This window comes from Micromonospora tarapacensis, assembly GCF_019697375.1.
Classification (GTDB): domain Bacteria; phylum Actinomycetota; class Actinomycetes; order Mycobacteriales; family Micromonosporaceae; genus Micromonospora; species Micromonospora tarapacensis.
Map to the genome: position 1 here is coordinate 3,260,772 of NZ_JAHCDI010000004.1, position 23,863 is coordinate 3,284,634.

Genomic DNA, 23,863 nt, shown 5'->3' on the forward strand with positions numbered 1-23,863 from the left:
CCTCGCCGGCACGCCGATCCGGACGACACCCCTTGCGCTCCCCTAGGCCCCCCTAAGGTCACCACCGCGCGGACCCTCCGAAAACACGAACCCCTGGCCGTCGGCGAGGGGTTCGGTCGCGCAGACCGGGTCACCAGCGCAGGAGGCAGGCTCCCACCGACATGCCACCGCCGAATCCCGCCAGCAGCACCAGATCGCCCCGACCGATGTGGCCCTCGCGGCTGGCCTCGTCGAGGGTGACCGGGACCGACGCGCCGCCGGTGTTGCCGTACCGCTCGACCGTGCGATGGACCTCAGCGCCGGTCAGCCCCGCCGTCTTCGCCAGGTCGTCGAGCATGACGCCGTTGGCCTGGTGCGGAATGAAGTGGTCAACCTCGCAGGTCGCGGTCCCGTGCGCCCGCAGCAGCTCCGACAGCACCGGCGGAACGTGCTCGGTGACGAACCGGCGCACCTCACGGCCGCGCATTCGGAAGAAGTTGTCACCGGCGTCCAGGGTGTCGGCGGTCGTGGGCCGGCGGGTGCCGCCGGCCGGCACACTGATCAGGTCGTGCTCGGAGCCGATGCTTCGCAGCTCGGTACCGAGAATGCCTCCACCCGGCTGGCATGACCCGAGCACGACCGCGCCGGCGCCGTCGCCGAAGAGGACCACGGTGCCGCGGTCCGCCGGGTCGAGGATGCGGGAGTAGACGTCCGCCGCCACCACCAGCGCGTGGCCGCCCGGCCGCGTGGCGAGCAGACCACGGGCCACCGCCAAGCCGTAGACGAAGCCGCTGCAGACCACGTTGATGTCCAGGCACACGGCCCGGGTGGCACCGAGCGCGTGCTGGACGAGGTACGAGGTCGGTGGCTGGGGATGGTCCGGCGTCGAGGTGGCCAACACGAGATAGTCCACCTGGCGCGCGGTGATGCCGGCGGCGGCCAACGCCCGTGCGGCCGCCCGCGTCGCCAGGTCCGACGTCGCCTCTTCCGCAGCCGCGTACCGCCGGCATCGTATGTGCGTCCGGGCGGCGATCCACTCGGGCGTGACCCCGGCCGGGCCCGCGATCTCCGCATTCGGCACGACACGCTCGGGAACGTAGGAACCGGTGCCGAGCACCCCGACAGCTTGTCCCACTGACCACTCCAAACCTAGCGGTCGGCACTCATCCGGGGAACCGTACGGTCGGCCAACCCCCTAGCCTCAACCCCTACCGCCCCACGAAACAGCACCGGCCGGGCGGCCGTGGTGCTCCGGACACCCGGTGCTCGCGGTCGGGCCCGGACCGCTCCTGGTGCCGGTGCTGCCAATCCGGGACGCCGCGACGCTCCGACGCGGGCCGCCCAGCATCAGCCCACCCAGCAGGACGAGTGCGAAGACCGGCAACCAACCGAGGCGGGCGAGGACCCACCCACGGCGTCTCAGGTGCGGTGTGCAGTCCGCCGCGGCCCCACCGAACAGTTGCCCGACCGCCGGCAGCCGGGCACCTCGGGCGCAGGCAACCCCGAGGCAGAAGGGCACGAGCCAACCACTACCTGCCCGCCGCACGCGACGTGCAACTGCCGGGCCTGCCAGTGAGGCGAACGGTGCACCACGTCACCGTGCCCACGGTCGAAGTTCTCAGGTGTGGTGTCCACGCCAGGCACGAATACGACGATGCGGTCGGCGGCACGCAGATCACCCACGGTCCGCACCACCGGCGGACCGGTCGGCACCGCACTCGGGGCCGGGCACACCGCGGTCAGCAGCGCCGCGGTGGCCGGCCGCAACCACCGGCATACGGATGTCCATCAGTACGACGTCAGGGTCGTACCGGCGCGCGGCGGCGACCGCCTGCTCACCGTCAGCGGCGTCTGCGAGGACCACCATGTCCTCCTGGGCGGAGAGCAGCGCCCCGAAACCCTCCCGGACCATTGCCTGGTCGTCGACGAGCAGCACCTTGATCACGTCTGGCCGTTGGCGACCTTACCGAGGGCTCCGGAGTACTGCCGGGCCACACACGCCGACGCCTTACCGTCCTTCGGAAACCCGGTGTCGTCCACCACCCACACCTGCGGGCCGACCACGTCGACAGCAGCCCTGGCCGACCGCCGCCGCACATCCGTGACGTCCCAGGTCGACGACGTCAGGAACTGCCGCAACTGCTGGTGATCCACCCCAAGGCGCTGCGCCATCGGCTGCATCGACTTACGCCGACCATCCAACATCACCCCCCGCAGATACCGCAGACCAGTCGCCCGCTGATCCGACCGCGGCAACCCCGCGAACACCCCAGCAGCGAAGTCCTCCAGCCGCGACCGCACCCGTGTGAGTCCTCGCTCGTCCACCAGAGGGGCCATACACATCCCCAAAAAGCCCTACAAGCGACACACCGGAACAACCTAACAAAGCACTACTAGTCATGCGCCCACCGTTTTCCACTTAGGTCGGTCAGCCCCCGGGCGGTCGGCCGCGGAACAGGAGCCTCGTGAACCGAGGTCACGGCCCCGACGCAGCCGGGACGAGTGCGATGGTGACCAGGCCGATCGGGGTGGCCAGGGGCTCGCACGTCCCCTCGCCAGGTCTGCCCGGGGCCTGCCCGACGTTGGCAGGTGCGGATGACCCCGGCGCACGCCGCGCCGTCGGGGTCGGCATCGGCGCCACCTGCTTCCGCGCGCGGGGGTGACAGGGGTGGTGCCGCCGGTAGGGGTGGCCTGCTCCGGCACGCCCAACTACCGTCGGAACGGCCGGGCACCGCGCCGGCGTCACCGCGCGACTCCGGACGACCCAGCCGTCGCGGGGCGGTGGCGCGCGCCGCCGGGTACGACGGGAAGGGCTGGTTGCGCAGTGGGGCTGCTGAGTGGGCTGTCCGGGTCGACCGACGAGCGCCGGGATGCGATCCGGATCGCCGACCGGACGGTGTCCTGGGTGGAGTTGCGGCGGCTCGCCGCCGCGGTGGCCGACGATCTGGCTGGCGTGGACCGTGTGGCTGTGGACGCGACGGCCAGCCTCGGTACGGTGGTCGGTGTCGTCGGCGCGCTGCTGGCCGGGGCGGCGGTCGTACCTGTGCCGCCCGACGCCGGGCCCACGGAACGTGAGCACATACTGCGCGACTCGGGCGCCGGGGCGTTGCTCGTGCCGGCGGACGGTGAGTGCCGGGATGCCAGCCCGGGGCCACCCGTTGTTCCGATCGACCTGAAACGGCGCTCGGACACCAATCATCCGGAGCCGGACCAGGCCGGCAGCGCACTGATCCTCTACACCAGCGGAACCACCGGCGCGCCCAAGGGCGTGGCGCTTTCCCGCCGCGCCGTCGCCGCCTGCCTGGACGGGCTCGCCGCGGCGTGGGAGTGGACGCCGGACGACCTGCTCGTGCACGGCCTGCCGCTGTTCCACGTGCACGGCCTGGTGCTCGGCACGCTCGGCCCGCTACGGGTGGGCAGTCGGCTGCACCACGTAGGTCGGCCCCGACCCGATCGGTACGCGGCCGCCGGCGGCTCACTCTTCTTCGGCGTCCCCACAATCTGGTCCCGGATCGCCGCCGACGCGACCTCGGCCCGGGCACTGCGCTCGGCGCGGCTGCTCGTGTCGGGCAGCGCCGCCCTCCCCGCGACGGTCTTCGCCGACATCGCCACGCTCACCGGCCATCAGATCGTCGAGCGGTACGGGATGACCGAGACGTTGATCACTGTGAGCGCCAGTGCCGCCGGACCTCGCCGCCCGGGTGCCGTCGGGCTGTCGTTGCCGGGGGTGAGGACCCGCCTGGTGGACGAGCGGGGGCAGCCGGTGCCCACCGACGGGATGGCGACCGGCGAGCTCGAGGTGTGCGGCCCGACCCTCTTCGACGGGTACCTCAACCGGCCGGACGCCGACGCGGCCACCCGCACCGACGACGGCTGGTTCCGCACCGGGGACACGGCGGCGATCGGTCCGGACGGCTGGCATCGCATCGTCGGCCGCACATCTACCGACCTGATCAAAAGCGGTGGCTACCGGATCGGCGCCGGCGAGGTGGAGGACGCGCTGTTGGCACATCCGGGTGTCCGGGAAGCCGCGGTCGTGGGCACCCCGCACCCCGACCTCGGTCAGCAGGTGACGGCGTACGTGGTGGGCGACGGCGTCCAGGAGCTGGACCTGATCGACTTCGTGGCCCGGCACCTGTCGGCACACAAGCGCCCTCGGCAGGTGCGGCTGGTTGACGCCCTGCCCCGCAACGCCCTCGGTAAGGTGCAGAAGAACCGGCTCCAGGCGGATTGATCGTGCCTCGGCGCTTACGCCCCTAAGCTCAGACCGTTCGAGCGCCCCGCAGGCAGGTCACCAGGACGACCGTAACCAGCCTGCGTACCGCTAGGGCACCGATCAGCGGTGGGCTCTGCGGCAGGGTGTCGGCGAGTAGATCGATGCGGTCCGGCCGTGGACAGCGCCACCGGCGACACCCCGTTGACCGCGGCCTCCGCGTCAGCGTCGGGAGGGTTCGGGGCAGCGGCGCGTTCCGGGCGCGCCGACTGGGCGAAGATCCGGCGGCCCGGCGGCCGTGCCCAGGCGTCATCCGTACCTGTGATGTCGGCCCTGAGATGTGAGCACCCGGGCCCGAGGTCACGGCATCCGGAAGAACAGCATGGGATCGTCGCGGCCGTCGTGGATGGGCTTCAGCAGGCCGAGGCGCTGCTTCAATTCCTTGAGCTCTCGGTTGACCTGCGCGGCGGCGAGGCGGGACGGGGTGAAGTATCCGGCGCCGTTGTTCGCGAGCCAGGACAACACCACCCGGCCCTCGCTGACGGGCCAGGGCCGGCGCCTGTGGAAGACGTCGTGGACGCTCACCGTGGTCCCGGCCCGGACCGTCGGGAAGAGATCGCCGACGAACCAGCGGGCGAAGGGCGCGGTATGCGCGGCGTCGATGAAGAGGTGGTCGATGCTGTGCCGGTGACCGCGCAGCGTCTTCCGGGCGTTGCCCGGCACGAACGTCCAGCGCCCCTCGGCGAGTTCGGCGGGCACATTGTGCCGGGCGTTGTCGATCAGGTCGTGGGTGACGAGCGCGCCGGCTCGGTTGTCGCGCAGCGCCCGCAGGATCCACGTGGTGGACCACCCGTGCAGCGATCCGATCTCCACAACGGTCGCGGGCCGCTCCTCCCGCAGCAACAGATAAGTGATCTCTGCCTCGAGGTCGTCGACCTGGGTCTTCATCTTCGGATACGAGGTCCGAAACTCCTGCTGCTCCTTCCGTACCGTTCGGAGGTCTTCCTGGTATTTGTGGTACAGATAGGAAACGTGCTGCAGGGTGATCGCAGCACGCGACGATTGCGCAACACCGGATGAATTGTTCACGCTTCCTCCTCTTCCGAATGGCTCGTGACGAATCTAGACAGCGACGGATCTACTGTCGTCACTCTCTAGTACGATCTCTCATCCGGCGCGTATCGCCTGTTCAGAGCGGATCGTTGGGCCCGGCGAGCGGCCCCCTAGCTCTGAAGTACTACAGGTTCGGACTCTCCGCGGATGGACGACACCGGTCCTTCCGCGCCTACCTTCGCCCTGCGTGAGAAGGGCCGAAGAAGTGGATTATCAGGTCGAGCCACGGCTGTGCACCGGCTTCGTGGGCAGGTGCTTCGCCAACACAACTGCCGGCGCCGAGCCTGTTCTCGCTGCCGATCACCACTACCGAGTAGCGGGACCGCCTTCGGTGCTCCCACTGATCGAACGTGAGCACGACAACACGACAAGGTGATCGCCGCAGTGGCGAAGACGGCCCTGGGTCGGCCATGCCTTCGCCGTAAGGGATACGGCGCCTCACCGAGCGCGGGGAGCATGGCGATGAGCCTTCAGCACGAGTGGACCCTGTCGATTCGGCTGCGTCTGGATCCCGTCTGGATCCGCCCGAGTCCGCCCTGCAGCGGCAGCCTCAGCCCGGTCCGTCGCCATGCCGACCATGGTCGCCGGTCGCCGGCGGTCACCGTCCCGAGGCGGCCTCGACCTCATGCCTCGACGGCTCGCTGCGCCACCGGTGCGACCTCGATCAGGCCCACGGTGTCGACGCCGCAGCGCACCGGCGTACGGGCCAACGCCTCCAGCCCGACCCCATCGTGGCCGAGCGCCCGCAGGCCGTACGCCACCAACGCCGGAAGCGCCCGTTGTGCACCGTCCTTGGCCATGGCGCCCGGCAGCGCGTCGGCGAGCCGGGCCGGCAGCCGCCCGAGGTGGGTGCTCTCGACCACGCCGTTGCGGGTGACCAGCACCTTGAGAGTCGCGGTCACACCGGCGTGCCGCTCTGAGCCGGCTCCCCGACGGCCGCGTCGCGCCCACCGGAGCGTGGCTTCGGCACGGCCGCCGCGGGGGAGCCGACGGCGAGCCGGGCGTTCTCCTTGGTCAGGGTGAGGACCCCCCGCAGCAGCTCGACCGAGCCGCCGCCGCTGCCGGTGGTGAAGCGGTCGGTCTCCACCTCGTACACCCGCTGCGCGATGCCCAGGTGTCGCCCCCGGAAGGTGACCAGGGTCCGCATGGCGCGCAGCAGGGCGACCGCGCTCTCCCTGACCTCACCGGTCGACTCCCGGCCGGCGACCACATCCGCGCTGAGGATCTCGGTCAGCCGGCCGCCCAGGCAGCGCCGCTCGGCCCACATCTCGTGGGTCTCCCGCCACCGGGCCGGGCTGTAGGGCACCAGGGCCCGCCAGAACGCGCCGTACTCCTCGTCCGGACGCTCGGTCGACCACAGCAGCTCGTCGAGCAGCCAGATCGGGAGTTGCGCCGCCGCCGGGCCGAACCAGGCTTCGCCGTCGACGACCACCGACTCCAGGTACGGGCGGAGCCCGTGGGCGAAGAACTCCGGGTGACCTTGCGGATCACCAGATCCATCGAGTCGACCAGGATCCCGAGGTGATCGGCGAAGGCGTGCAGCCGGTCGGCGAAGCCGTCCTCGGTCGGCGGCCGGTCCAGCAGGTCCCGCGAGATCTCCAACGCGGCGTACAGGTCGGCGAAGACCATCCGGACGGACTCCTGGAGGTAGCCCTCCTGCGGGTCGTCGGTGTAGGCCCGGCACCGCTCGTCCGGCGGGTTCCACGTGCCGTAGTGCAGCACGGTGTCCCTCGGCACCATCCGGGTGCGCTCGCCGAGCAGCCGCAGAACCGGCACCACCTGCGGCACCAGGGTGACCGGCTCGGTGTCGTGCCGGCGGATGGATCCGAGCAGGAAACCGAGGTCGCGCATCGCGGCCATGGCCTCGGCCACGTCGAGGCCATCCGCCACCGCCGGGCTGGGCAGCAGGTCGCGCAGCATCGCGGCGAGGCCGGCGACGTCCCCGGCGGCGTTCCGGCGCGCCAGGTCCCGGAGCACCACGTCCGCCGCCAGGGGGTCCAGCGAACGGATCCGCTCGACCTGCTCGGGACGCTGTTCAGGGATGTCGGTCCCGGTCACCGGGCCGCTCCTTCCGTGTCGTGCGGCAGCGGTAATCAGACGTTGAGGGCGAACGAGAGGCCCACGACGACCAGGGCCGCGCCGGTGACGCCGTTGACGATCTTGCGTGCGGTCGGCTTCTGGAACACCCACCGGAACAACGACACCAGCAGGGCCACCGCGCCGGACCAGGCCAGCACCATCACCACGCTGACCGTGCCGAGGATGACCCGCTCGGCCATGGTCGGGTCCTCCGGCAGGAACTGCGGCATCAGGGTGACCAGGAAGACGACCACCTTCGGGTTGAGGAAGTTGGTCAGGAACCCGCGTCGGAAGGCCGTCCAGCCGAACACCCGCTCGTTGCCGGCGTCCTCGTCGCCGCCGAGCCCACCGGATTCGCTGCGAATCGCGAGCAGCGCCCGTATCCCCAGGTAGAGCAGATGGGCCGCGCCGACGAGTCGGACGGCGGTGTAGAGCTTCGGGGATGCCGCGACGATCGCGCCGATGCCGGCGATCGCGGCGATGGTGTTCACCGCCATGGCCGAGGCCACGCCGGCCGCCGCCGCGAGGCCCGGCCCGCGTCCGCCGAGCGCGGAGTGCCGCGTCACCACGGCGAAGTCGGGACCGGGCGACATCGCACCCAGCGTCACCACAGCGGCGTACGGCAGGATCTCCACTCGCCGGCGGCCAGGGCGTCCAGGGCGTCCCGCATGACGGTGACGCACTCGTGCGTGGGCAGCAGCTTCCGGATCTCGTCGTTGCTGAGTACGAGGATCGGCATGATTGTCTCCGCGTCGACGACAGGGCACGCACCGGCAGCGAGGAGTTCTAGAACTCCTCGTTCGTAACGTAGATGACGAATCGGACCGGGTCAAGGCGGCGCGGCGGTCGCGACCTTGACATCCGGCACCAAGGACCCCATCGTGTGGACACGTCGTTCTAGAACTTTGGCGGGACAACGGGGTGGTCGATGGTGGCTGGTCCTCGCCGGCGGCGGCAGCCGCTCGACGACCTGGCGGCAGGTGATCGCGGACGTGCTCGGCCGGCCGGTGCTACCGGTGCCGCGCGACGCGGCGGCCCACGCCGCGGCGTACGGCGCGGCGCGCTGCGGCGCTCGGCTTCTCGGTCTCGACCTGCCGCCCCCGGCCCTGGACCCGGCGCTCCTCGTCCACCCGGGGCCGGACGCCGCCGGCTACCCGGCGCTTCGCCCGGTGTGGCACACCCTGCCCGGCAACCGGGTGGACGGGATCTGGGCGGCCTGGGACGAACCGGCGCTCGGCGCCGCCCAGGCGGTGCAGCAGGCCGGCGGCAGGCAGGTCGTGGTCGGTGTCGACGGTCAGGACTTCGCCCTCGCCGAGATCAAGAAGGGCGGCCCGTTCCGGGCGACGGTGAAGCAGGACTGGGCCGCCATCGCGCGGCGCACCACCGATCTGATCGCCGGTCAGTTCGACGGGCAGCAGTCGACCGAACGCGAGTACGCCCTGCCGGGCACGCTGGTCACCGGCTGACCCGGGTCGACGGCGCGGCCGCCGTCAGTGCACCAGGTTCCAGGACAGCGACATCGCGGTGGTGACCCGGTCCGCGCGGATCTGCAGCCGGTCACCGAGCATCACCGCGCGGTCGAGCACCACCGCCTCCTGGTTGACGCCGTAGGTCAACCGGTCGCTGAGGAAGACGGGAGTGCCCGCCGCCCGCCGCAGCAGCGGGGCCAGCGTGGCGGGGAGCAGGCCGGGCTTGATGGTCTCCGTGGCCGCCGCGACGGCCACGCCGCAGATCTCCGCGAGTGCCACGTACAGCGGTGTGGTGCGGAAGTCGGCGCGCTGCACCGCGCGGGCGTACGGCGGCGCGACCCACGAGACCTGGTGCACCAGGGGCGTGCCGTCGACCACCCGGAGCCGGTGCAGACGCAGCAACCGGACGTCGTCGGCGAGACCGAGCTGCGCGGCGACGTACCGGGGGGCGCTGCGCAGCTCGGTGCGCAGCACCTCGGTGGTGACGTCGATGCCCTGGGTGTGCAGCTCGTCGGTGAGGCTGCGCAGCGTGGTCAGGCGATAGGAGGCCGGCGGCGGGGCCACGAACGTGCCTCGGCCGGCCTGCTGGACGATCAGCCCTTCCTCGCTCAACGCCTGCAGGGCCTGGCGCAGCGTCATCAGGGTAACCCCGAAGTCGCGGCACAGCTCGCGCTGCGGCGGCAGTACCTGCCCGGGCCGGTAGGTGCCGTCCTTGATCCGAGCGGCGATCTCGTCCTGGATGACCCGGTACTTGGGACGCCCACCCCGGCGGGTGCCGTTCGCCGCGACGGCCGAGGGCCAGCGGCCACCGGCGGACGGGGTGCCGGAGGACGGCGGCGCGGGGACCGGTCCGCTCACGTGGCCGACCCGGCGTCCAGGCCCGCGCGCAGGGCCGCGACACTCGCGCCGACCTCGGCGGGGCCACGTCCAGAGAGAACCTCACGCATGAGGCTGGACGCTACCACCACGCCGTCGGCGCACCCGGAAGCCTGCGCCGCCTGCCCCGGGGTGCTGATACCGAAGCCGAGCAGCACCGGCCGGGTCGAGTGACGGCGCAGCGCGGTGGCGACCGCGCGGGCGGAGTCGGCCAGCTCGGCGCGTTCTCCGGTGGTGCCCATGACGGTCACGCCGTAGACGAAGCCGCGGCTGCGCTCGGCGATGGTACGCAGTCGCGACGGCGCGGTCGACGGCGCGGCCAGCAGCACCAGCTCGATGCCCGCGTCCGCGGCGACCGTGGACAGCTCGTCGACCTCGTCGCAGGGCACGTCCGGCACGATCAGGCCGGAGACACCCGCGTCGGCCAGTTGGTCGCAGAACACGGTGGCGCCGTGCCGGAAGACGATGTTGGCGTAGGTCATGACGGCCAGCGGGATCCCGGCCCGGGCCCGGGCCAGTCGGGTCAGCGCATCGATCGTGGTGGCACCCAGCGAGAGCGCCCGGTGGGAGGCCTCCTGGATCGTCGGGCCGTCGAGCATCGGGTCGGAGAACGGCAGGCCCACCTCGACCGCGTCGGCACCCGCGTCGGCGTAGGCGTGCAGGTAGTCGGTCCAGTCGGCGGTGACGCCGGCCGTCACGTACGGGACGAGCAGCGACCGGCCGGCGTCCCGCCGGTCGCGCAGGTGTGTTTCCAGGCGGCCGTACCGCTCGTGAGCGCTCACAGCAGTTCCACCAGTTGAGCGGCGTCCTTGTCCCCGCGCCCGGAGAGCGTGACCAGCACGGTGGAGTCGGTGGGCAGCTGCGGCGTCCCGGCCTCACGCAGCACCCAGGCCAGGGCGTGCGCGGACTCCAGGGCCGAGACGATCCCCTCGGTACGGGCCAGCCGGAGCACCGCGGCGACGACCTCCTCGTCGGTGACGGACGGGTATTCGGCCCGCCCGATGTCGGCAAGGTGGGCGTGTTCCGGGCCGATGCCGGGGTAGTCGAGGCCCGCGGAGATGGAGTGCGCCTCGAGGATCTGGCCGTTCTCGTCCTGCAGCACGCGGGACCGGTATCCGTGCAGCACGCCCGGAGCGCCGCTGCTGATCGCCGCCCCGCCGGCCGCTTCCACGCCTACCAGCCGCGCGTTGGTGTCGACGAAGCCGGCGAAGGTGCCGGCGGCGTTGGAGCCGCCGCCGATACAGGCGACGACGACGTCCGGCTGCCCCTGCGGCAGCAGCGCGGCGCACTGTTCCCGCGCCTCCTCACCGACGACGCGCTGGAACTCGCGCACCATCCACGGGTAGGGGTGCGGGCCCATCACCGAGCCGGCGCAGTAGTGCGTCTCGTCCACCTGGGACACCCAGTTGCGCAGCGCCTCGTTGCAGGCGTCCTTGAGGGTGCGGCTGCCGCTGTGCACCGGGACCACGGTCGCGCCGAGCAGTTGCATGCGGAAGACGTTGAGTTCCTGGCGCTCGATGTCGCGCTGGCCCATGAAGACGACGCACTCCAGGCCGAGCAGGGCCGCGGCGGTGGCGCTGGCGACGCCGTGCTGACCGGCGCCGGTCTCGGCGAGCAGCCGGACCTTGCCCATGCGTTTGGCGAGCAGGGCCTGGCCCAACACGTTATTGATCTTGTGGGAGCCGGTGTGGGCCAGGTCCTCGCGCTTGAGCAGCAACGTGACGCCGAGTTCGGCGGAGAGGCGCAGCGTCGGCGTGACGGGGGTGGGTCGACCGGCGTAGAGCGACAGGGTGCGGGCCAGACCCGAGCGGAAGGCCGGGTCGGCCCACGCCTCCCGGAAGCCCGCCTCCAACTGCTCGCATGCCGGGACCAGCGACTCGGGCACGTATCGGCCGCCGAACTGACCGAACCGGCCGGCGCTGCCCGGGTCGGCCATCAACGACCGGCTCCGGCCGGCGACCGCGTCGACGCCGGGCGTCGAAATATCGATACTCATTGCCACTTCCATTCTAGAACTATCGTCAGTATGCCGCAGAGCGCGGAGCAAACACAAACAATCGGGCATGTCCGGAACGCACATCCGTACCGGTTCCCGCCCGTGGTCAGGCGACGGACCGGCGCAGGTGCACCAGTCGCAGCACCGGCGAGACGGTCTCCTCGCGGTCGACCCGGTAACCGGCCGCGCGGTACAGACCGAGGAACTCCTCGCTGCGGTGGCCGGTGAACGCCTCGTACGTCGTCACGCCCGGGATGGCCTCCTCGATCGCCGCGAGCAGCCGCGGGGCCAGGCCCTGCCGACGGACGCGGGGGTGCACCACCACCCGCCCGACGTGGCACACCCCGCCGTCGACGTGCCCGCGCACCGACCCGACCACCTCGTCACCGAGCCGGACGACCAGGAACACCTGGCCGACCGGGTCGTCACGGATCTCGGCGAGCGTCTGGGTGAGCGCCGGCAGCTGCCAGGCGTCGTACCGCTCACCCTCGATCTGGTAGCAGAGGTACTGGAGCTTCAGCGCCCACTCCAGGTCCTCCTCCCCGGCGGGCACCACCGGTAGCTGCGCGGTGTCGGGCACGGGGGCCGGCGCGGATACGGTCATCTCTTCTCCTCTGGCAGTCGGGATCGATGCGGGACCGGGCCGCCCGGGCACGGTTGCGGACGCGGCGTCGACGGGATCAGTCGGCGAGCGCCGGCACACCCGGGGTCGTGGGGTCCAACCGCAGTAGGTCCCCGCCGGACGCCGTCGGCGCGCACGGTCGACTCGTGCGCCGAGGCCAGGTCGGTGACGCCCTCGTCGAGCAGGACCGGAACCCCCGGGAGGTCGGCGCGGACCTCCGGCAGCAGGCGCGGATCGGCGACCGGGTCCTCCAGCGCGGTCGGGCGGACGGCGGCCACCCGGTCCCGCAGCCGGCGCCAGTCGGCGGCGTCCCAGCCCCGGTTGACGTCGACCACCACGGCCCGGTCCGGCCGTGCGGTGGCGGCCAGCAGTTCGAGCGTCGCGGCGTCCTGCGGGCCGCCGAGCTTCACCTTGAGCCGGTCGCCGGGGATCGGACCGGCGACGGCGCCCCGGGAGACCGTGCGCCACAGCCGCAGCGGGACGGGCGGGCGCAGCCCGAGAAGCAGCCACAGCGGCTGCCCGGCGACGACGCCGGCCAGATCCAGCAGCGCCATCTCGGCCAGCATCCGCGCGGTCGGCAGGCCCGCGCGCAGCGGGCCGACCTCGGTGGCTGCGGCGACCTCGGCGACGGTGGGCGCCGCCGGCGCGCCGCGGGCCGGCTCCTCGGCGGCGCCGGCGAGCATCGCGGCGGCCATCCCGGCCGCGCACTCGCCCACCACGGACGCATCCTCGTCGGTCCACGGGCCGACGGCGACCTGCCCCTCCCCCACCCGCCCGTTCACCGAGACCCGCAGGGTGACCAGCGCGACCTCGGCGACCACCGTGTGCGACACCACGAGTGGGTCGGCCAGCCGCTGTCGGACGATCTCGAAGCCGACCACCATGCCCTCCTAGAACTCGGCGATCAGGCCGGCCAACTCGCCGTACCCGTCCGGGGTCGGCGCCACCACGGGGCGACCGAGCCGCATGGCCAGTCGCCGCCGCTCCGCGCTCGCCGCAGCCGGGTCGAACTCCCGGGACATCGCCACCACGCCTAGCACCGTCGCCTTGCGCCGGTGCCCGGCGAGCTGCTCCAGCAGGTCGATCTCCTCGGCGACGTCGGCGACCGCGTCGTCGAAGTAGGCCAGTCGGGAGCGGTCGAGGTCATGGCAGAACACCAGCAGATCGGGCGCGGCGCCGTGCAGCAACGCCAGGCTGACCCCGGAGTACGCCGGATGGAGCAGCGACCCCTGCCCCTCGACCAAGACGTAGCGGTGGCGCTCGGCGGCGTCGAGGACCAGCTGCTCGACGGCGCCGGCGGCGAAGTCGGCGCGGACCGCGTCGATCGCCACCCCGTCACCGGCGATGTACATCCCGGTCTGCCCGGTCGCCACGAACTGCGCCGCCAGCGAGCGGTCGACCAGCCGGTGCCACAGCTCGATCGCCGTGGTCATCTTCCCGGACGCGCAGTCGGAGCCGACGGTCAACAGCACCGTGGCGTCGAGCCGGGCGGCCGCCCCGGAGGCCACCCGCTCGGGCACCGCCCGGTGCCGCAGCTCGACGATCCGGTCCGTCACGTCGGCCAGCTCCCGACTCGGGGTGTAGTAAGCCTGGGCGACACCGGAGTTGGCCTTGTGGCTGCCGATCGGTGAGGAGCCCTCGTACTTGTAGAAGATCCGGCACCGGGTGCCCAGGGCGCGTTCCAGCGCCACCGCGCGCACCACCGGCGTCGGTCGCCAGCGGGCGTACATGTCCAGGACCTCGTCGGGGATGGGCACGAGCCGGCGGCTCTGCTCCAGCTCCTGCTCAACCAGGTCGGGTGCGAACAGCTCGCCGAGGCTGTCGTCACCGACCGGCCGGCCACTGACCGGGTCGAGGTAGGGCTCACCCAGCTCCGGCAGGTCGGCGGTGACGTTGTACCAGTGGCGGGGGATCAACGGGGAACTCATGCGGCGTTTCGGGCCAGCCCGAGGGCGTCGGCGGTGGACCGGTACGGACTGGCGATCACGTTGACGCTGATCACCTCGCCGTGCCGGGTGGCCGCCTCCGCGCCGGCGTCGATCGCCGCCTTGACCGAGGCGACGTCACCGCGCAGCAGCACGGTCACGTACGCCGACCCGATCTGCTCGACCCTGACGATCTCCACCTCGGCGGCCTTGACCATGGCGTCCATGCCGGCGATGGCAGCGGTGAAACCGCGCGTCTCCAGCGTGCCGAGCGCATTGTCCATCTGGTCAGCTCCCTTGTTCGAGAATTCCTACGACGACCGCGTCCGTCGGCACGCCGGGCTGGCCGATCGCGGCGGGACCGTCGCCCAACGCCAGCAGGACCCGGTCTCCCGCGCCGGCGCCGACCACGTCGACCACGAGGATCGTGCCGTGCCGATCCGCCTCGTCGACCGCGACCCGTAGCAGCTTGCGCCCGACCAGACCGGGGCGCCCGGTGGCCACCACGACGGAGCCGGTCACCGTGCCGATGAACACGCCGTCCTCCTTACGCGGGCACCGCCCGGCCCACCGGCCGCAATGGCGCAGAGCCACTGGCCACGACCGTGACGATAGCAGAAATTCGATGCAGAGTTATAGAACTCTGGTCAGTCGGCGCGGATCCCGCCGGCCCGCAGGGCCAGCGCCGACCGGGCCTGCCAGAGGTGCGGGAAGAACCGGGTGTCCAACCGCCCGCGCAGGTAGGCGTCGGTGGTGCGGCCGGTGCCCATCACCTGGCCGCCGAGCATCCGGCCCACCAGCGCGAGATGCTCGGCGCGCCATCGCTGCCAGGACCGGTCGTAGTCCAGCAGCGCCTCACTGAACAGATAGACCATCGGATCGTGACCCCGGTTGTCGTACAGCTCGTCCCAGTCGACGATGCCCTCCTGCGCGCCGGCCGCCCGGTGTGCGTCGGCGAGACTCGACTCGGACAGGTCGCGGGCCACCTCGACCGGCAACCGCCCGGCGTGCGTCTCCCGCAGCCGGTCCAGGTAGGCCGGATCCCGCAGGCCGGAGAGCACTTCGATCCGACGGAACTGGACCGACTCCAGCCCGCTGGCCGTGCCGAGGAACGGCCGGAACTGATGGAACGCCGGCGGCGGCAGCTCCATCAGCGTGAGCATCTGCGCGGTCGTCACGTCGGTGACCACCCCGGCCCGGCGCATCACCGCGAGGGCGTCGCCCCAACGGCGCTCCACGAGGGCGTCCCGGGCCCGCCGGACGTCGTCGACCACCAGCCGGAACCACAGCTCGATCGCCTGGTGGGTGACGATGAAGTGCAGTTCGTCCGGGTGGGGCGGGACGCTGCGGGGCCGTTGACAGGTCAGTAACCGGTCCAGCTCCAGGTAGGACCTGTAGGTCAGGCCGCCCGGGTTCGTCTCGTCGCTCATTCGTCCCCTGCTCCGTACGGAAGTGCCGGCGCCGCGAGTCGTCCCCGTCGAGGACCCGCCCGCCGGCCGGTGGTTCAGGTGGGCGGCAGCCACCGCGGCGCCGGGGTGCGGAACAGCCGCTCCGGCTCGCGGGCCGGCATGTTGAGCCGGCCCAGCAGGGCGGCCACCGACGCGCCCGGGTCTCGGATGTCCATCAGGTGAGTCGCCATCCCGACGGCCGCGGCGCCGTCCAGGTTGGCCTGCTCGGTCTCGGTGAGCGAGGCGGCGTCGCGCTGCGCCTGGGGCACGTCCGCCCAGCGGGTGCCACCGGTCGGGCCGGGGTCGCGCTCCATCCGCCGCGGCTTGTCCGACAGGACCCGGCGGCGGACCTCGCCGGTGACCTTGTCCATCGTGAACCGGTCCGGGGTGACCAGGCCGCCGACCAGCGGCTCGCCCAGGCCCCAGGTGCTCTCCACCAGTAGCACCGAGCGGTCCCCGTTGACCGGGTTGAGCGTCATCATCACCCCGGCGGCGCGCGCGTCGACCATGTGCTGCACCACCACGGCCATCGCGTCCGACCCCAGCCCGGCCCGCCGACGGTACGCCACCGCCCGGTCGGTGTAGAGGCTCGCCCAGCAGCGGCGGACGTGCGCGACGACCTCGTCCGGCCCGTGCACCCACAGGATGCTGTCGTGCTCGCCGGCGAAACTGGTCTCGGCCGAATCCTCGGCCAGCGAGCTGGAGCGCACCGCCACGTGCGGTCCGTGCCGCTCGGCGAAGTCGCGGTAGGCCGCCGCGACCGCTGCACCGACGCCAGCCGGGTCCGGGGTGTCCCGCACCAGGGCACGCACCCGCGCGCAGGCGGCGGCGAAGCCGGGTTCGTCGGTCCCGACGTCGGCCAGCTCGGCCTCGATCCGCGCCGCCACCGGCTCCACCACGGCGCGCCAGGCCGCCGCGGTGACCACCAGCGCCGGCGGCACGGGCATCCCGGCCGCGACCAGACGCGCCAGCCCGTCACCCTTCCCGCCGAGCCCCTCGACCCGGCCACCGCCCGTCGTCGTCAACCACTCGTCCGACATGGATCGTCCCTCCCCTTTGTCGCGGGTACGTCCGGCCCCGACGGGGCGGGAGTCCCGGAGGCGGGGCCACCCGGCCCGGACCATCGCCCGAGCGCGCCGGTGAGCAGCTCGGCGACCGCCGGCTCCGGTCGCGGGTAGACCTGGGTCGCGCGCAACTGCCCGTAGCGTTCGGCGGCCGCCGCACCCGCCTGCACGGCGAGGCTCACCGACGCGAGGTCACCGCGCACGGCGGTCACCAGCACCCCACCGCTGACCTTCTCGACCAGCACGCAGGTGACGTCGGCGGTCTTGCACATGGCCTCCACGGCCGCCATGGCCGCCACCATCCCCCGACACTCCACGAGCCCGATCGCCGTCTCGTCCACGGTCAACCGACCAGGTCGGTGCGCCGTGCCACCGCGGCGACCCACGGGCACGGGTTGGCGAAGACGACCGAGCGGACCTCGACGTCGTGCCGGGCCCGGACCGTCTCCTCACCGACCTCGACCGCCTCCAGCAGGTGGGCCAGCTCGCCCGAGACCGCGACGACTACCAGGCCCCCACCGAGCTTGACGAGACCGCCGAGGTGGACCCGAGCCGCCTTCGTCATCGCCTCCGCCGCGTCGACGACGGCGATGTAGCCGGCCGCCTCGAGAAAGGCCACCGCGTGGGCGCCCGGACGCGACGACTCCTGCGGCACCGTGCCCACCGATGCCTGACTGCCCCTAGTGTCCAGAACGTCCCCCGCTATCCGACACTCGTCCGACACCGACGAGCACCCCATAAATTCTAGAACTCTCTTATGGTGTTCATCGACGGACCGCGTGTTGGCAAGGGCGCAGCACGAGATCGACGAGAACCGGCCAGACGAACCGGTCGCCGTGCGCCGACACCATTCCAGGGGGGACAGATCCGTGAGGTTCGACATCTTCTGCAGCCTCACGCCCGCAACCGCGGGCGGCCGACGGCCGACCGAGGCCGAGGTCCTCAGCAACCTCCTCGACCAGTGCCGGGCCGCCGACCAGCTCGGCTACGGCACGGTGTGGGTGGCGGAGAGCCACAACAGCAACGAGACCCAGAAGCGTCATCCCCGCCCGGTGCTGCCGCACTGGGACGGCGAGGTCGGCCTCAACACCGACGTCTGCCTCCTCGCCCCGCAGGTCTTCGCCCGCACTCGGCGGTTGGACGTCGGCTCGGCGATCACCAACATCGTCGCCAACGGCGGCCCGGTGCCCGCCGCCGAACGGGTGACCAGCACGCTGGCCTGGCACGGCCTCGACCCGATGGAGCGGCGCCGGCTCCGGATCGGCTTCAGCTCCGGTCGCTTCGACTTCGTCAACGAGCTGACCGGCGTCCGGCCGCGCAACGCGTGGGAGCACCTCGCCTGGCGGCAGGTGCGCCGGGCGGTGCTGTGGGAGGCCGCCGAGATCTTCGTCCGGTTGGTGAGTGGCGCGGAGATCAGCTCGGCGGACATCGAGCCCGTCGCGCTGACCCGGGCCGACTTCCCCGACGAGCAGCAGTGGCACCAGGTGCTCAGCGCCGCCGGGCAGCGGGGCGACCGCCTTCCGGTGCCGCCGCAGTGGTCCTTCCTGCCCACCCGGATCGTGCCGCTGCACCCCCGCCGGGAACTGCTGCGCCTCTATCTCGGCTCGGCCGACCCGGCGCTCCAGACCCACCTCAACCGGTTCGCGCCGGTGCGGGTGTTCAACCTCAGCATCACGCCCGACGCGGTGATCGAGCAGATGCAGGCCCGGATGGCCGCCACCTACCACCCGTCGGGCGGGGACTGGCGACAGGAGCACATGCCCCGCACCACCTTCGTCTTCCTCGACGCCCGGCCCGGGCTCGGCCGGGCCGGGCGCCGGGCCGCGGCGCGGGACCAGGCGCGGGCCACGCTGGGCGCCTACTGGCGCGCGATGCAGGGGACCATCGATGCGAAGCGGGTCGCCGAGGCGGCGGACAACGCGCTGGTCGGCGACCCCGAGGAGATCGCCGACCAGATCGTGCGCCGGTTCCACCCGGAGGACCGGCTGATGCTCTGGTTCGACTTCGTGAACCACGACAACGCGCGGGTGATCGAGGACATGGCGGCCGTGATGCGCGAGGTGGTCCCGCTGTTGCAGGAGCGGGGCCTGCCGGTGCGACTGCCGGCGGACGAGGTGGCCCGGTCATGAACCCGCCGGTGCGTACGTCGGACTTCCGCAAGGTGCTGGGGCACCTCGCCACCGGGCTCAGCGTGCTCACCGCACCCGGCCCGGTCGGCATGACGATCCAGGCGATGATGAGCCTCTCGCTGAATCCGCCCCTGGTCGCGCTCGGCATCCGGCGCGCCTCCCGCGAGTGGCCGGATGTGCGCCGGGCTCCGCTGTTCCGGCTGAACCTGCTTGACAGGGGGACTGCTCGACGATGCTCCCCCTCTTCGGTAAGCGGAAATCACGATCAGATTGCGGCCGGAGCGCGCCGCACGGCCGGTGGAGGCTGGACGTCGGGGCCAAACTCCGCGAGGTGATCAAACCGGCTGTGCCAGACGTGTGGCAGATCGGCTGCACATGCGCTCGGTGCGGCATGAGCGGACGTAGTGGCGCGTCGGTTCATGATCCATTCTGGCTACAGCAGCCACGGTTTCCACTGGCCCATCGGTCTTGCCACTCGCCTGGAGCGGCCGTCGGCCATAGGCTCGCCGTGGTGAACCATCCCGATGTCGACGCATGGGAGGCCTGGCATCCGAGCCGGCTTGCCGAACGCCTCCGCGACCTGCGAGTTCCCTGGTATGTCGCGGCCGGCTGGTCGGTAGATCTGTTCCGCGGCGAGCAGACCCGCGCCCACGAGGACCTGGAGATCGCGGTGCCGGCAGCGCATTTCGCCCTGCTGCCGCCGCTGTTCCCCGAGCTTGACTTCTGGGTGCCGGCGGGCGAGGGCGTACTGGTGCCGCTGACGCCCGAGACATTGGCCGGCGACTCTCACCAGACCTGGGCCTGGGACCGGGCGGCGGGCAGGTGGCGCTTCGACGTCTTCCGCGAGCCGCACGACGGGGACGTCTGGATCTGCCGCCGCGACGAGCAGCGGATTCGCCGACCGTACCGCGAGATCATCCGACGTACAGACGAGGGGATCCCGTACCTGGCTATCGAGGCTGTGCTGCTGTTCAAGGCGAAGCACACGCGGGACAAGGACGAGGCTGATTTTATCGGTGTGCTTCCGCTGCTGTCCCCGGCGGAACGCGGCTGGCTGGACGCGACGCTCGGTCTGGTCCATCCGGACCATCCGTGGCGTGCCCAGCTGCGGCCGTGTTGAACCACGAGGGACTTTGCCGGCTGTTCGCCTACCAGGTGCCGTGCCGGATCGGATATCGCTCCACGCGCGGCAGGCCGCCGGCTGCGCCGGAAACCCAGGGAAGGGGAACCCATGATCAACAACCTCGTCGACGCCCTGCAGCGTCGCTGGGAAACTACCCAACCCGAAGGCCCTGACACGGTCGTCCGCCGGCTACGCCCTCTCGCCTGACAGGTCAAGCCGGGTGAAGGCGGGGCTGTCAGGCCCGCCCTCGCCGTCTTCTGCCCGCAGTGCAGCCCACGACCGAGTTCATTTGCCACGACGCGCTCGCCATGCACACCGGGAGAGGGACTGCGGACAGAGCGGGACCGGGCTGTTGACATCGGCGGGTGAGGGCCTCAAGTGTCGTGAAGCATAGAGGCCGCTGGCGAGGAGGTGTCCGCAGGACGCTGGGTCTCTTCCGGAGACCCCCAGCCCGAACGACGCATGCGACTCTCACCGCAGCCGCTGCCCACACCCGTTGGAGCAATGCTTGAAACCTGTGGATGGGCCTTGGGAGGCGTACCTTCCCAAGGAATCCGATCAAGGGATCAAGCAAGGCCCGCGCGCCAACGCGGGTCGGGAAGGTCGGGCGTGGACTACGTGTACGTATGGGCCGACGGTATCCACGTCAACATTCGCCTGGACGAGGAGAAGCTGTGCGTGCTCGTCATGATCGGTGTCCGGGTTGACGGCACGAAGGAACTCATCGCCCTGACCGACGGCTACCGGGAGTCGACCGGGTCGTGGGCGGACCTGCTGCGTGACTGTGCCCGCCGCGGGATGCGCGCCCCGGTCCTGGCCGCCGGTGACGGCGCGCTGGGGTTCTGGACGGCGTTGCGGGAGGTGTTCCCCACCACCCGGGAGCAGCGCTGCTGGTTCCACAAGATCGGTAACGTGTTGTCGGCGCTGCCGAAGTCCGCCCACCCGGGCGCGAAGAAGGCCCTGGCCGAGATCTGGAACGCTGAGGACCGCGACCACGCCCGCCGTGCCGTGGCGGCGTTCAAGCTGGCCTACGGCGCCAAGTTCGTCAAGGCCGTCGCGAAGGTCACCGACGACCTCGACGAGCTGCTCGCGTTCTACGACTTCCCCGCCGAACACTGGGTGCATCTGCGCACCACCAACCCGATCGAGTCGACCTTCGCCACCGTCCGGCACCGGACCAAGGTCACCAAAGGCCCTGGCTCGAAGGCCGCAGGCCTGGCCATGGCGTTCAAACTGATCGAGGCCGCCCAGGCCCGCTGGCGCGCGGTCAACGCCCCCACCTCGTCGCCCTGGTCCGCTCCGGGGCCAAATTCGACTACGGCTTCTTGGTCGAGCGCGACGAGACCGTCGCAGCCTGATCACACGTCACCGAACGACACCGATTGACAATTGCTCCCGCCGCTCGCCTACCTGACTCCCGGCTCCTCCAAAGCGGGACATTGTCGCCGGCTTGGTATCGGCCACGCTCGCATTCAGCGGCTTCAACCAGACCCAGCGCCTGGCCGTCGCCGATGGCGGCCACCTGGTGATTCACCCCGCAATTGGCTAGGTTGCCCTCACCTTGGCCGATTCTCACAGGGGGAGTGGCAGCCGTGCGGCACGAGCACAAGACCTTCCAGGCGATCGAGGTCGGCGACGGCGGCGACGGGCGGTGGGCCGCCTACGCCCGGACCCTGTGGCAGGAGATGGAGGGCCTGCTGACCGAGGAGGGCCGGACTCCGCAGGGCGCGGACCGTGTTCGGGCGCTGTTCCGTACGCACATGCCGGAACTGGTCCCGGTTCTGGACCGCCTGGCCGGCCAACTCGACCGGCCCGAGGCGGAAGCCTTCCTCACCCACGCGGCACTGCGGCCGTTCACCCAGTCCTGCACCCAGATCGGCCAGAACGGCACTCTGCTGCGCAACTATGACCTACGGCCCGATCAGTGCGAAGGGACCATCGTCTCCTCCTGCTTCCTGCGCCCCGTGATCGGGATGCAGGACATGCTGTGGGGCTTGCTGGACGGGATGAACGACGCCAGTCTCGCGGTCGCGCTCACCTGGGGCGGACGTTCCGCCTACGGACGCGGCTTCGCCATTCTCATCCTCGTGCGCTACCTGCTGGAGACGTGCGACACCGTCGATGAGGCCGTCGACAGGCTGCGGTCCCTACCGGTCGCCGTCCCCCAGAACCTCACCCTCGTCGATCCCACCAAGGCGGTGACGGTGTTCGTGGGGCCGGATATGTCACCAACGGTGGCACCGGATGCCTGCGCCGCCAACCACCAGCACCTGCCGGTGACCGACGAGCAGGAACGGACCATGCGGACGCAGGAGCGGCTACGCGCCATCCGCGCCGCGGGCGCGGACGTGGCGGCGATGCTGAAGCCACCGCTATACCAATCCGTCGACGAGCACGGGTCAAGAACGCTCTACACAGCCCACTACCGGCCCGTCGAAGGCCGTGTGACGTACTACTGGCCCGGCGAGTCCTGGCAACAGTCCTTCGACAACTTCACACCTGGATCCCGCACCGTGACCTTGGGCCGGACCAGCTGAGAGGCTTCCCGGACCCCTGCTCACCCTGCATGAAAATCCTGCAAGAAACCTGATGTCACCCACCGCCGACAGGCCCTCCCTCGGCAGGGCGGTTGCGTAGTCGGTTGAGGGGTCTGTGAGCTGGGGTTTGGGTGGCTCTGCGGGTGGGGCCGGGTCCATGTAGGACGGGTGCGGCCCGTTGGTGATCATGGTGTTTGCGAAGACAACCGTGATCGAGAACAGGACGCACCCGCTGATGTCATCATCACTGACCGAGATCGTGCTGCCGCAGCGACCCCCGGGAATGCCGTGTCCGACTGACGTCACCGATGGTGATCGCCGGAGCCTGTTCGTCGCGTTGGCTTCGGTGGACGACCCGCGGGATCCGCGGGGCCGCAGGTATCCGCTGGTCAGCATCCTGGCGGCAGCGGTGTGCGCGGTGATCGCCGGAGCGTGCACGTTCGCCGCGGTCTGCGACTGGGTGCATCGCCGTCGACGGCAAGGTCGCCCGCGGTGCCCGGCTCGCCGACGGCAGGCAGGTCCATCTGCTGTCGGCGTACGACACCAGCACCGGCATCGTGCTCGCCCAGGTCCAGATCGCGGTGAAGTCGAATGAGATTCCCGCGTTCACGCCGCTGCTGCGCCAGGTCAAGACCGTGCTGGGCTCGCTGGAGGGCGTCCTGATCGTGGCGGACGCCCTGCACGCTCAGCCAGGTACTTCTTCACCGTCCGCCAGTTCAGGCCCGTCTCACGAGCAATCTCCGAAACACTCGCACCAGCCTCGTGCAACGCCCGGAACCGACGCACATCCAGCCAACGCCGCTCATCCAACGCCCCCACCGCCAGCCGCCCACGCCGGTCCGATCACGACCCGAGCAGCCTCACCCTCAGTCACCCACTGGCAACGGACAAACAGTGCGCACCTCTGCAAGATCAGCGTACCTAGCTCTGCACTCCAGGCCGTACCCCGACACGAGTCCGCCAGCGGCCCCGCATCGGTACTCTGCTCCTCGCGGTTTCCGCCGCTTGGAGTCCTCCCTCTCGCCGCCGGTCACCCGACGGACGGTGTCGGGGTCCGCCTTCACACGTTCCATACGAGAGCCTGGACCGGGCTCATGCTGCCTATATGCCGGACACCACCTGGGCAGTAAGCGGATATCCCCCAGGCTCATCCCGAGACTCACCTCCGGCCTCGGTTTCGATGTCATCTGACTGAGTTTCGACACGTCAACGGCAGAGGACTCAACGTTCATCGCTCATCTTCCCGGTCCATACCTGACGCGATCACGCCGCGCCTTTTCCAACGACGCT

General features: G+C 71.2%; 26 protein-coding genes and 5 pseudogenes. 9 read left to right on the forward strand and 22 right to left on the reverse strand.

Annotated features, from left to right (window positions below; all coding sequences use genetic code 11):
• Nucleotides 1-130: 130 nt before the first annotated feature.
• The 3 genes and pseudogenes from KIF24_RS20530 to KIF24_RS20540 all read right to left on the reverse strand — a co-directional run.
• A complete protein-coding gene (locus tag KIF24_RS20530) occupies nt 131-1,114 on the reverse strand; it encodes a 3-oxoacyl-ACP synthase III family protein (protein WP_331461215.1) in 984 nt (327 codons plus the stop codon).
• A 630-nt stretch (nt 1,115-1,744) separates the two neighbouring features.
• Nucleotides 1,745-1,924, reverse strand: a pseudogene (locus tag KIF24_RS20535) (response regulator transcription factor); the annotation flags it as partial.
• A 2-nt stretch (nt 1,925-1,926) separates the two neighbouring features.
• Nucleotides 1,927-2,304 (reverse strand): annotated as a pseudogene (locus tag KIF24_RS20540) (transposase); the annotation flags it as partial.
• Nucleotides 2,305-2,803: 499 nt separating this feature from the next.
• On the opposite strand from KIF24_RS20540, the gene KIF24_RS20545 reads away from it, so the two are divergent.
• Nucleotides 2,804-4,213 (forward strand): acyl-CoA synthetase, encoded by a 1,410-nt coding sequence (locus KIF24_RS20545; RefSeq protein ID WP_221085429.1) that lies wholly within the window; start codon nt 2,804-2,806, stop codon nt 4,211-4,213.
• A 339-nt stretch (nt 4,214-4,552) separates the two neighbouring features.
• Here the strand turns inward: KIF24_RS20545 and KIF24_RS20550 are convergent, their stop codons facing one another.
• The 6 genes from KIF24_RS20550 to KIF24_RS34095 form a co-directional block, all read right to left on the reverse strand.
• Nucleotides 4,553-5,281 carry a class I SAM-dependent methyltransferase gene (locus tag KIF24_RS20550; RefSeq protein WP_331461216.1) on the reverse strand — a complete coding sequence of 243 codons (729 nt, stop codon included), beginning with the start codon at nt 5,279-5,281 and terminating at the stop codon, nt 4,553-4,555.
• 647 nt (nt 5,282-5,928) lie between these two features.
• Nucleotides 5,929-6,207, reverse strand: coding sequence for a hypothetical protein (locus KIF24_RS20555; RefSeq protein ID WP_221085430.1), 279 nt, complete (start codon nt 6,205-6,207; stop codon nt 5,929-5,931).
• The gene (locus KIF24_RS34085) at nt 6,204-6,572 is read right to left on the reverse strand and encodes a hypothetical protein (RefSeq protein ID WP_221087677.1); all 369 of its coding nucleotides are present in this window, start codon (nt 6,570-6,572) and stop codon (nt 6,204-6,206) included. Before KIF24_RS34085 ends, KIF24_RS20555 begins: the two co-directional genes overlap by 4 nt.
• A complete protein-coding gene (locus KIF24_RS34635) occupies nt 6,536-7,363 on the reverse strand; it encodes a monodechloroaminopyrrolnitrin synthase PrnB family protein (protein WP_331461217.1) in 828 nt (275 codons plus the stop codon). Before KIF24_RS34635 ends, KIF24_RS34085 begins: the two co-directional genes overlap by 37 nt.
• Nucleotides 7,364-7,398: 35 nt before the next feature.
• Complete coding sequence (locus tag KIF24_RS20570; protein ID WP_221085432.1) at nt 7,399-7,977, reverse strand: LysE family translocator; 579 nt, start codon at nt 7,975-7,977, stop codon at nt 7,399-7,401.
• Between the two features lie 11 nt (nt 7,978-7,988).
• Entirely contained in the window at nt 7,989-8,123 is a 135-nt protein-coding gene (locus tag KIF24_RS34095) for a hypothetical protein (protein WP_269440630.1), read from the reverse strand.
• Between the two features lie 166 nt (nt 8,124-8,289).
• Between KIF24_RS34095 and KIF24_RS20575 the strand changes: the two genes are divergently transcribed.
• On the forward strand, nt 8,290-8,850 hold the full coding sequence (locus KIF24_RS20575; protein WP_221085433.1) for a substrate-binding domain-containing protein: 561 nt from the start codon (nt 8,290-8,292) through the stop codon (nt 8,848-8,850).
• A 24-nt stretch (nt 8,851-8,874) separates the two neighbouring features.
• On the opposite strand, the gene KIF24_RS20580 is transcribed toward KIF24_RS20575, so the two are convergent.
• The 12 genes from KIF24_RS20580 to KIF24_RS34105 form a co-directional block, all read right to left on the reverse strand.
• Nucleotides 8,875-9,711 (reverse strand): GntR family transcriptional regulator, encoded by an 837-nt coding sequence (locus KIF24_RS20580; protein ID WP_221085434.1) that lies wholly within the window; start codon nt 9,709-9,711, stop codon nt 8,875-8,877.
• On the reverse strand, nt 9,708-10,511 hold the full coding sequence (gene trpA / locus KIF24_RS20585; protein WP_331461218.1) for a tryptophan synthase subunit alpha: 804 nt from the start codon (nt 10,509-10,511) through the stop codon (nt 9,708-9,710). The genes KIF24_RS20580 and trpA overlap by 4 nt, the downstream gene beginning before the upstream one ends.
• Nucleotides 10,508-11,725 carry a tryptophan synthase subunit beta gene (gene trpB / locus KIF24_RS20590; RefSeq protein WP_407939939.1) on the reverse strand — a complete coding sequence of 406 codons (1,218 nt, stop codon included), beginning with the start codon at nt 11,723-11,725 and terminating at the stop codon, nt 10,508-10,510. Before trpB ends, trpA begins: the two co-directional genes overlap by 4 nt.
• Before the next feature lie 106 nt (nt 11,726-11,831).
• Nucleotides 11,832-12,329, reverse strand: coding sequence for a GNAT family N-acetyltransferase (locus tag KIF24_RS20595; RefSeq protein WP_221085436.1), 498 nt, complete (start codon nt 12,327-12,329; stop codon nt 11,832-11,834).
• Nucleotides 12,326-13,231 carry an enolase C-terminal domain-like protein gene (locus tag KIF24_RS20600; RefSeq protein WP_221085437.1) on the reverse strand — a complete coding sequence of 302 codons (906 nt, stop codon included), beginning with the start codon at nt 13,229-13,231 and terminating at the stop codon, nt 12,326-12,328. The genes KIF24_RS20595 and KIF24_RS20600 overlap by 4 nt, the downstream gene beginning before the upstream one ends.
• Before the next feature lie 6 nt (nt 13,232-13,237).
• Entirely contained in the window at nt 13,238-14,275 is a 1,038-nt protein-coding gene (locus tag KIF24_RS20605) for a DUF1611 domain-containing protein (RefSeq protein WP_221085438.1), read from the reverse strand.
• Nucleotides 14,272-14,556 (reverse strand): BMC domain-containing protein, encoded by a 285-nt coding sequence (locus tag KIF24_RS20610; protein WP_221085439.1) that lies wholly within the window; start codon nt 14,554-14,556, stop codon nt 14,272-14,274. Before KIF24_RS20610 ends, KIF24_RS20605 begins: the two co-directional genes overlap by 4 nt.
• Before the next feature lie 4 nt (nt 14,557-14,560).
• Nucleotides 14,561-14,809: a EutN/CcmL family microcompartment protein gene (locus KIF24_RS20615; protein WP_221085440.1), complete on the reverse strand. Its 249-nt coding sequence runs from the start codon at nt 14,807-14,809 to the stop codon at nt 14,561-14,563.
• Between the two features lie 110 nt (nt 14,810-14,919).
• Nucleotides 14,920-15,702, reverse strand: a complete 783-nt coding sequence (locus KIF24_RS20620; RefSeq protein WP_221085441.1) for a tryptophan 2,3-dioxygenase family protein — start codon at nt 15,700-15,702, stop codon at nt 14,920-14,922.
• 74 nt (nt 15,703-15,776) lie between these two features.
• On the reverse strand, nt 15,777-16,760 hold the full coding sequence (locus KIF24_RS20625; RefSeq protein WP_221085442.1) for a PEP/pyruvate-binding domain-containing protein: 984 nt from the start codon (nt 16,758-16,760) through the stop codon (nt 15,777-15,779).
• Nucleotides 16,742-17,176, reverse strand: coding sequence for a BMC domain-containing protein (locus tag KIF24_RS20630; protein ID WP_331461219.1), 435 nt, complete (start codon nt 17,174-17,176; stop codon nt 16,742-16,744). Before KIF24_RS20630 ends, KIF24_RS20625 begins: the two co-directional genes overlap by 19 nt.
• Nucleotides 17,128-17,448: a BMC domain-containing protein gene (locus KIF24_RS34105; RefSeq protein ID WP_331461220.1), complete on the reverse strand. Its 321-nt coding sequence runs from the start codon at nt 17,446-17,448 to the stop codon at nt 17,128-17,130. The genes KIF24_RS20630 and KIF24_RS34105 overlap by 49 nt, the downstream gene beginning before the upstream one ends.
• 205 nt (nt 17,449-17,653) lie before the next feature.
• Between KIF24_RS34105 and KIF24_RS20640 the strand changes: the two genes are divergently transcribed.
• The 7 genes and pseudogenes from KIF24_RS20640 to KIF24_RS34645 form a co-directional block, all read left to right on the forward strand.
• A complete protein-coding gene (locus KIF24_RS20640) occupies nt 17,654-18,913 on the forward strand; it encodes an LLM class flavin-dependent oxidoreductase (protein WP_221085444.1) in 1,260 nt (419 codons plus the stop codon).
• Complete coding sequence (locus tag KIF24_RS20645) at nt 18,910-19,248, forward strand: flavin reductase family protein (protein ID WP_221085445.1); 339 nt, start codon at nt 18,910-18,912, stop codon at nt 19,246-19,248. Before KIF24_RS20640 ends, KIF24_RS20645 begins: the two co-directional genes overlap by 4 nt.
• Before the next feature lie 176 nt (nt 19,249-19,424).
• Nucleotides 19,425-20,033 (forward strand): nucleotidyltransferase domain-containing protein, encoded by a 609-nt coding sequence (locus tag KIF24_RS20650; RefSeq protein ID WP_221085446.1) that lies wholly within the window; start codon nt 19,425-19,427, stop codon nt 20,031-20,033.
• 606 nt (nt 20,034-20,639) lie between these two features.
• Nucleotides 20,640-21,394: pseudogene (locus KIF24_RS20655) on the forward strand (IS256 family transposase); the annotation flags it as partial.
• 234 nt (nt 21,395-21,628) lie between these two features.
• Complete coding sequence (locus KIF24_RS20660; RefSeq protein ID WP_221085447.1) at nt 21,629-22,573, forward strand: C45 family autoproteolytic acyltransferase/hydolase; 945 nt, start codon at nt 21,629-21,631, stop codon at nt 22,571-22,573.
• A gap of 283 nt (nt 22,574-22,856) precedes the next feature.
• Nucleotides 22,857-23,018: pseudogene (locus KIF24_RS34640) on the forward strand (transposase family protein); the annotation flags it as partial.
• 19 nt (nt 23,019-23,037) lie between these two features.
• Nucleotides 23,038-23,205 (forward strand): annotated as a pseudogene (locus tag KIF24_RS34645) (ISAs1 family transposase); the annotation flags it as partial.
• Here KIF24_RS34645 and KIF24_RS34650 read toward each other — a convergent pair.
• Nucleotides 23,201-23,392, reverse strand: coding sequence for a helix-turn-helix domain-containing protein (locus KIF24_RS34650; protein WP_331461221.1), 192 nt, complete (start codon nt 23,390-23,392; stop codon nt 23,201-23,203). The pseudogene KIF24_RS34645 and the gene KIF24_RS34650 sit on opposite strands and share 5 nt — an antisense overlap.
• Nucleotides 23,393-23,863 lie beyond the last annotated feature (471 nt).

Bases quoted from the DNA above. Each gene is read 5' to 3' on its own strand.
- KIF24_RS20625 (WP_221085442.1), bottom strand. From the start codon at position 16,760: ATGTCGGACGAGTGGTTGACGACGACGGGCGGTGGCCGGGTCGAGGGG.
- trpB (WP_407939939.1), bottom strand. From the start codon at position 11,725: ATGAGTATCGATATTTCGACGCCCGGCGTCGACGCGGTCGCCGGCCGG.
- KIF24_RS34085 (WP_221087677.1), bottom strand. From the start codon at position 6,572: ATGTGGGCCGAGCGGCGCTGCCTGGGCGGCCGGCTGACCGAGATCCTC.
- KIF24_RS20605 (WP_221085438.1), bottom strand. From the start codon at position 14,275: ATGAGTTCCCCGTTGATCCCCCGCCACTGGTACAACGTCACCGCCGAC.
- KIF24_RS20600 (WP_221085437.1), bottom strand. From the start codon at position 13,231: ATGGTGGTCGGCTTCGAGATCGTCCGACAGCGGCTGGCCGACCCACTC.
- KIF24_RS20645 (WP_221085445.1), top strand. From the start codon at position 18,910: ATGAACCCGCCGGTGCGTACGTCGGACTTCCGCAAGGTGCTGGGGCAC.
- KIF24_RS20570 (WP_221085432.1), bottom strand. From the start codon at position 7,977: ATGTCGCCCGGTCCCGACTTCGCCGTGGTGACGCGGCACTCCGCGCTC.
- KIF24_RS20595 (WP_221085436.1), bottom strand. From the start codon at position 12,329: ATGACCGTATCCGCGCCGGCCCCCGTGCCCGACACCGCGCAGCTACCG.
- KIF24_RS20620 (WP_221085441.1), bottom strand. From the start codon at position 15,702: ATGAGCGACGAGACGAACCCGGGCGGCCTGACCTACAGGTCCTACCTG.
- KIF24_RS34095 (WP_269440630.1), bottom strand. From the start codon at position 8,123: ATGCCGATCCTCGTACTCAGCAACGACGAGATCCGGAAGCTGCTGCCC.
- KIF24_RS20610 (WP_221085439.1), bottom strand. From the start codon at position 14,556: ATGGACAATGCGCTCGGCACGCTGGAGACGCGCGGTTTCACCGCTGCC.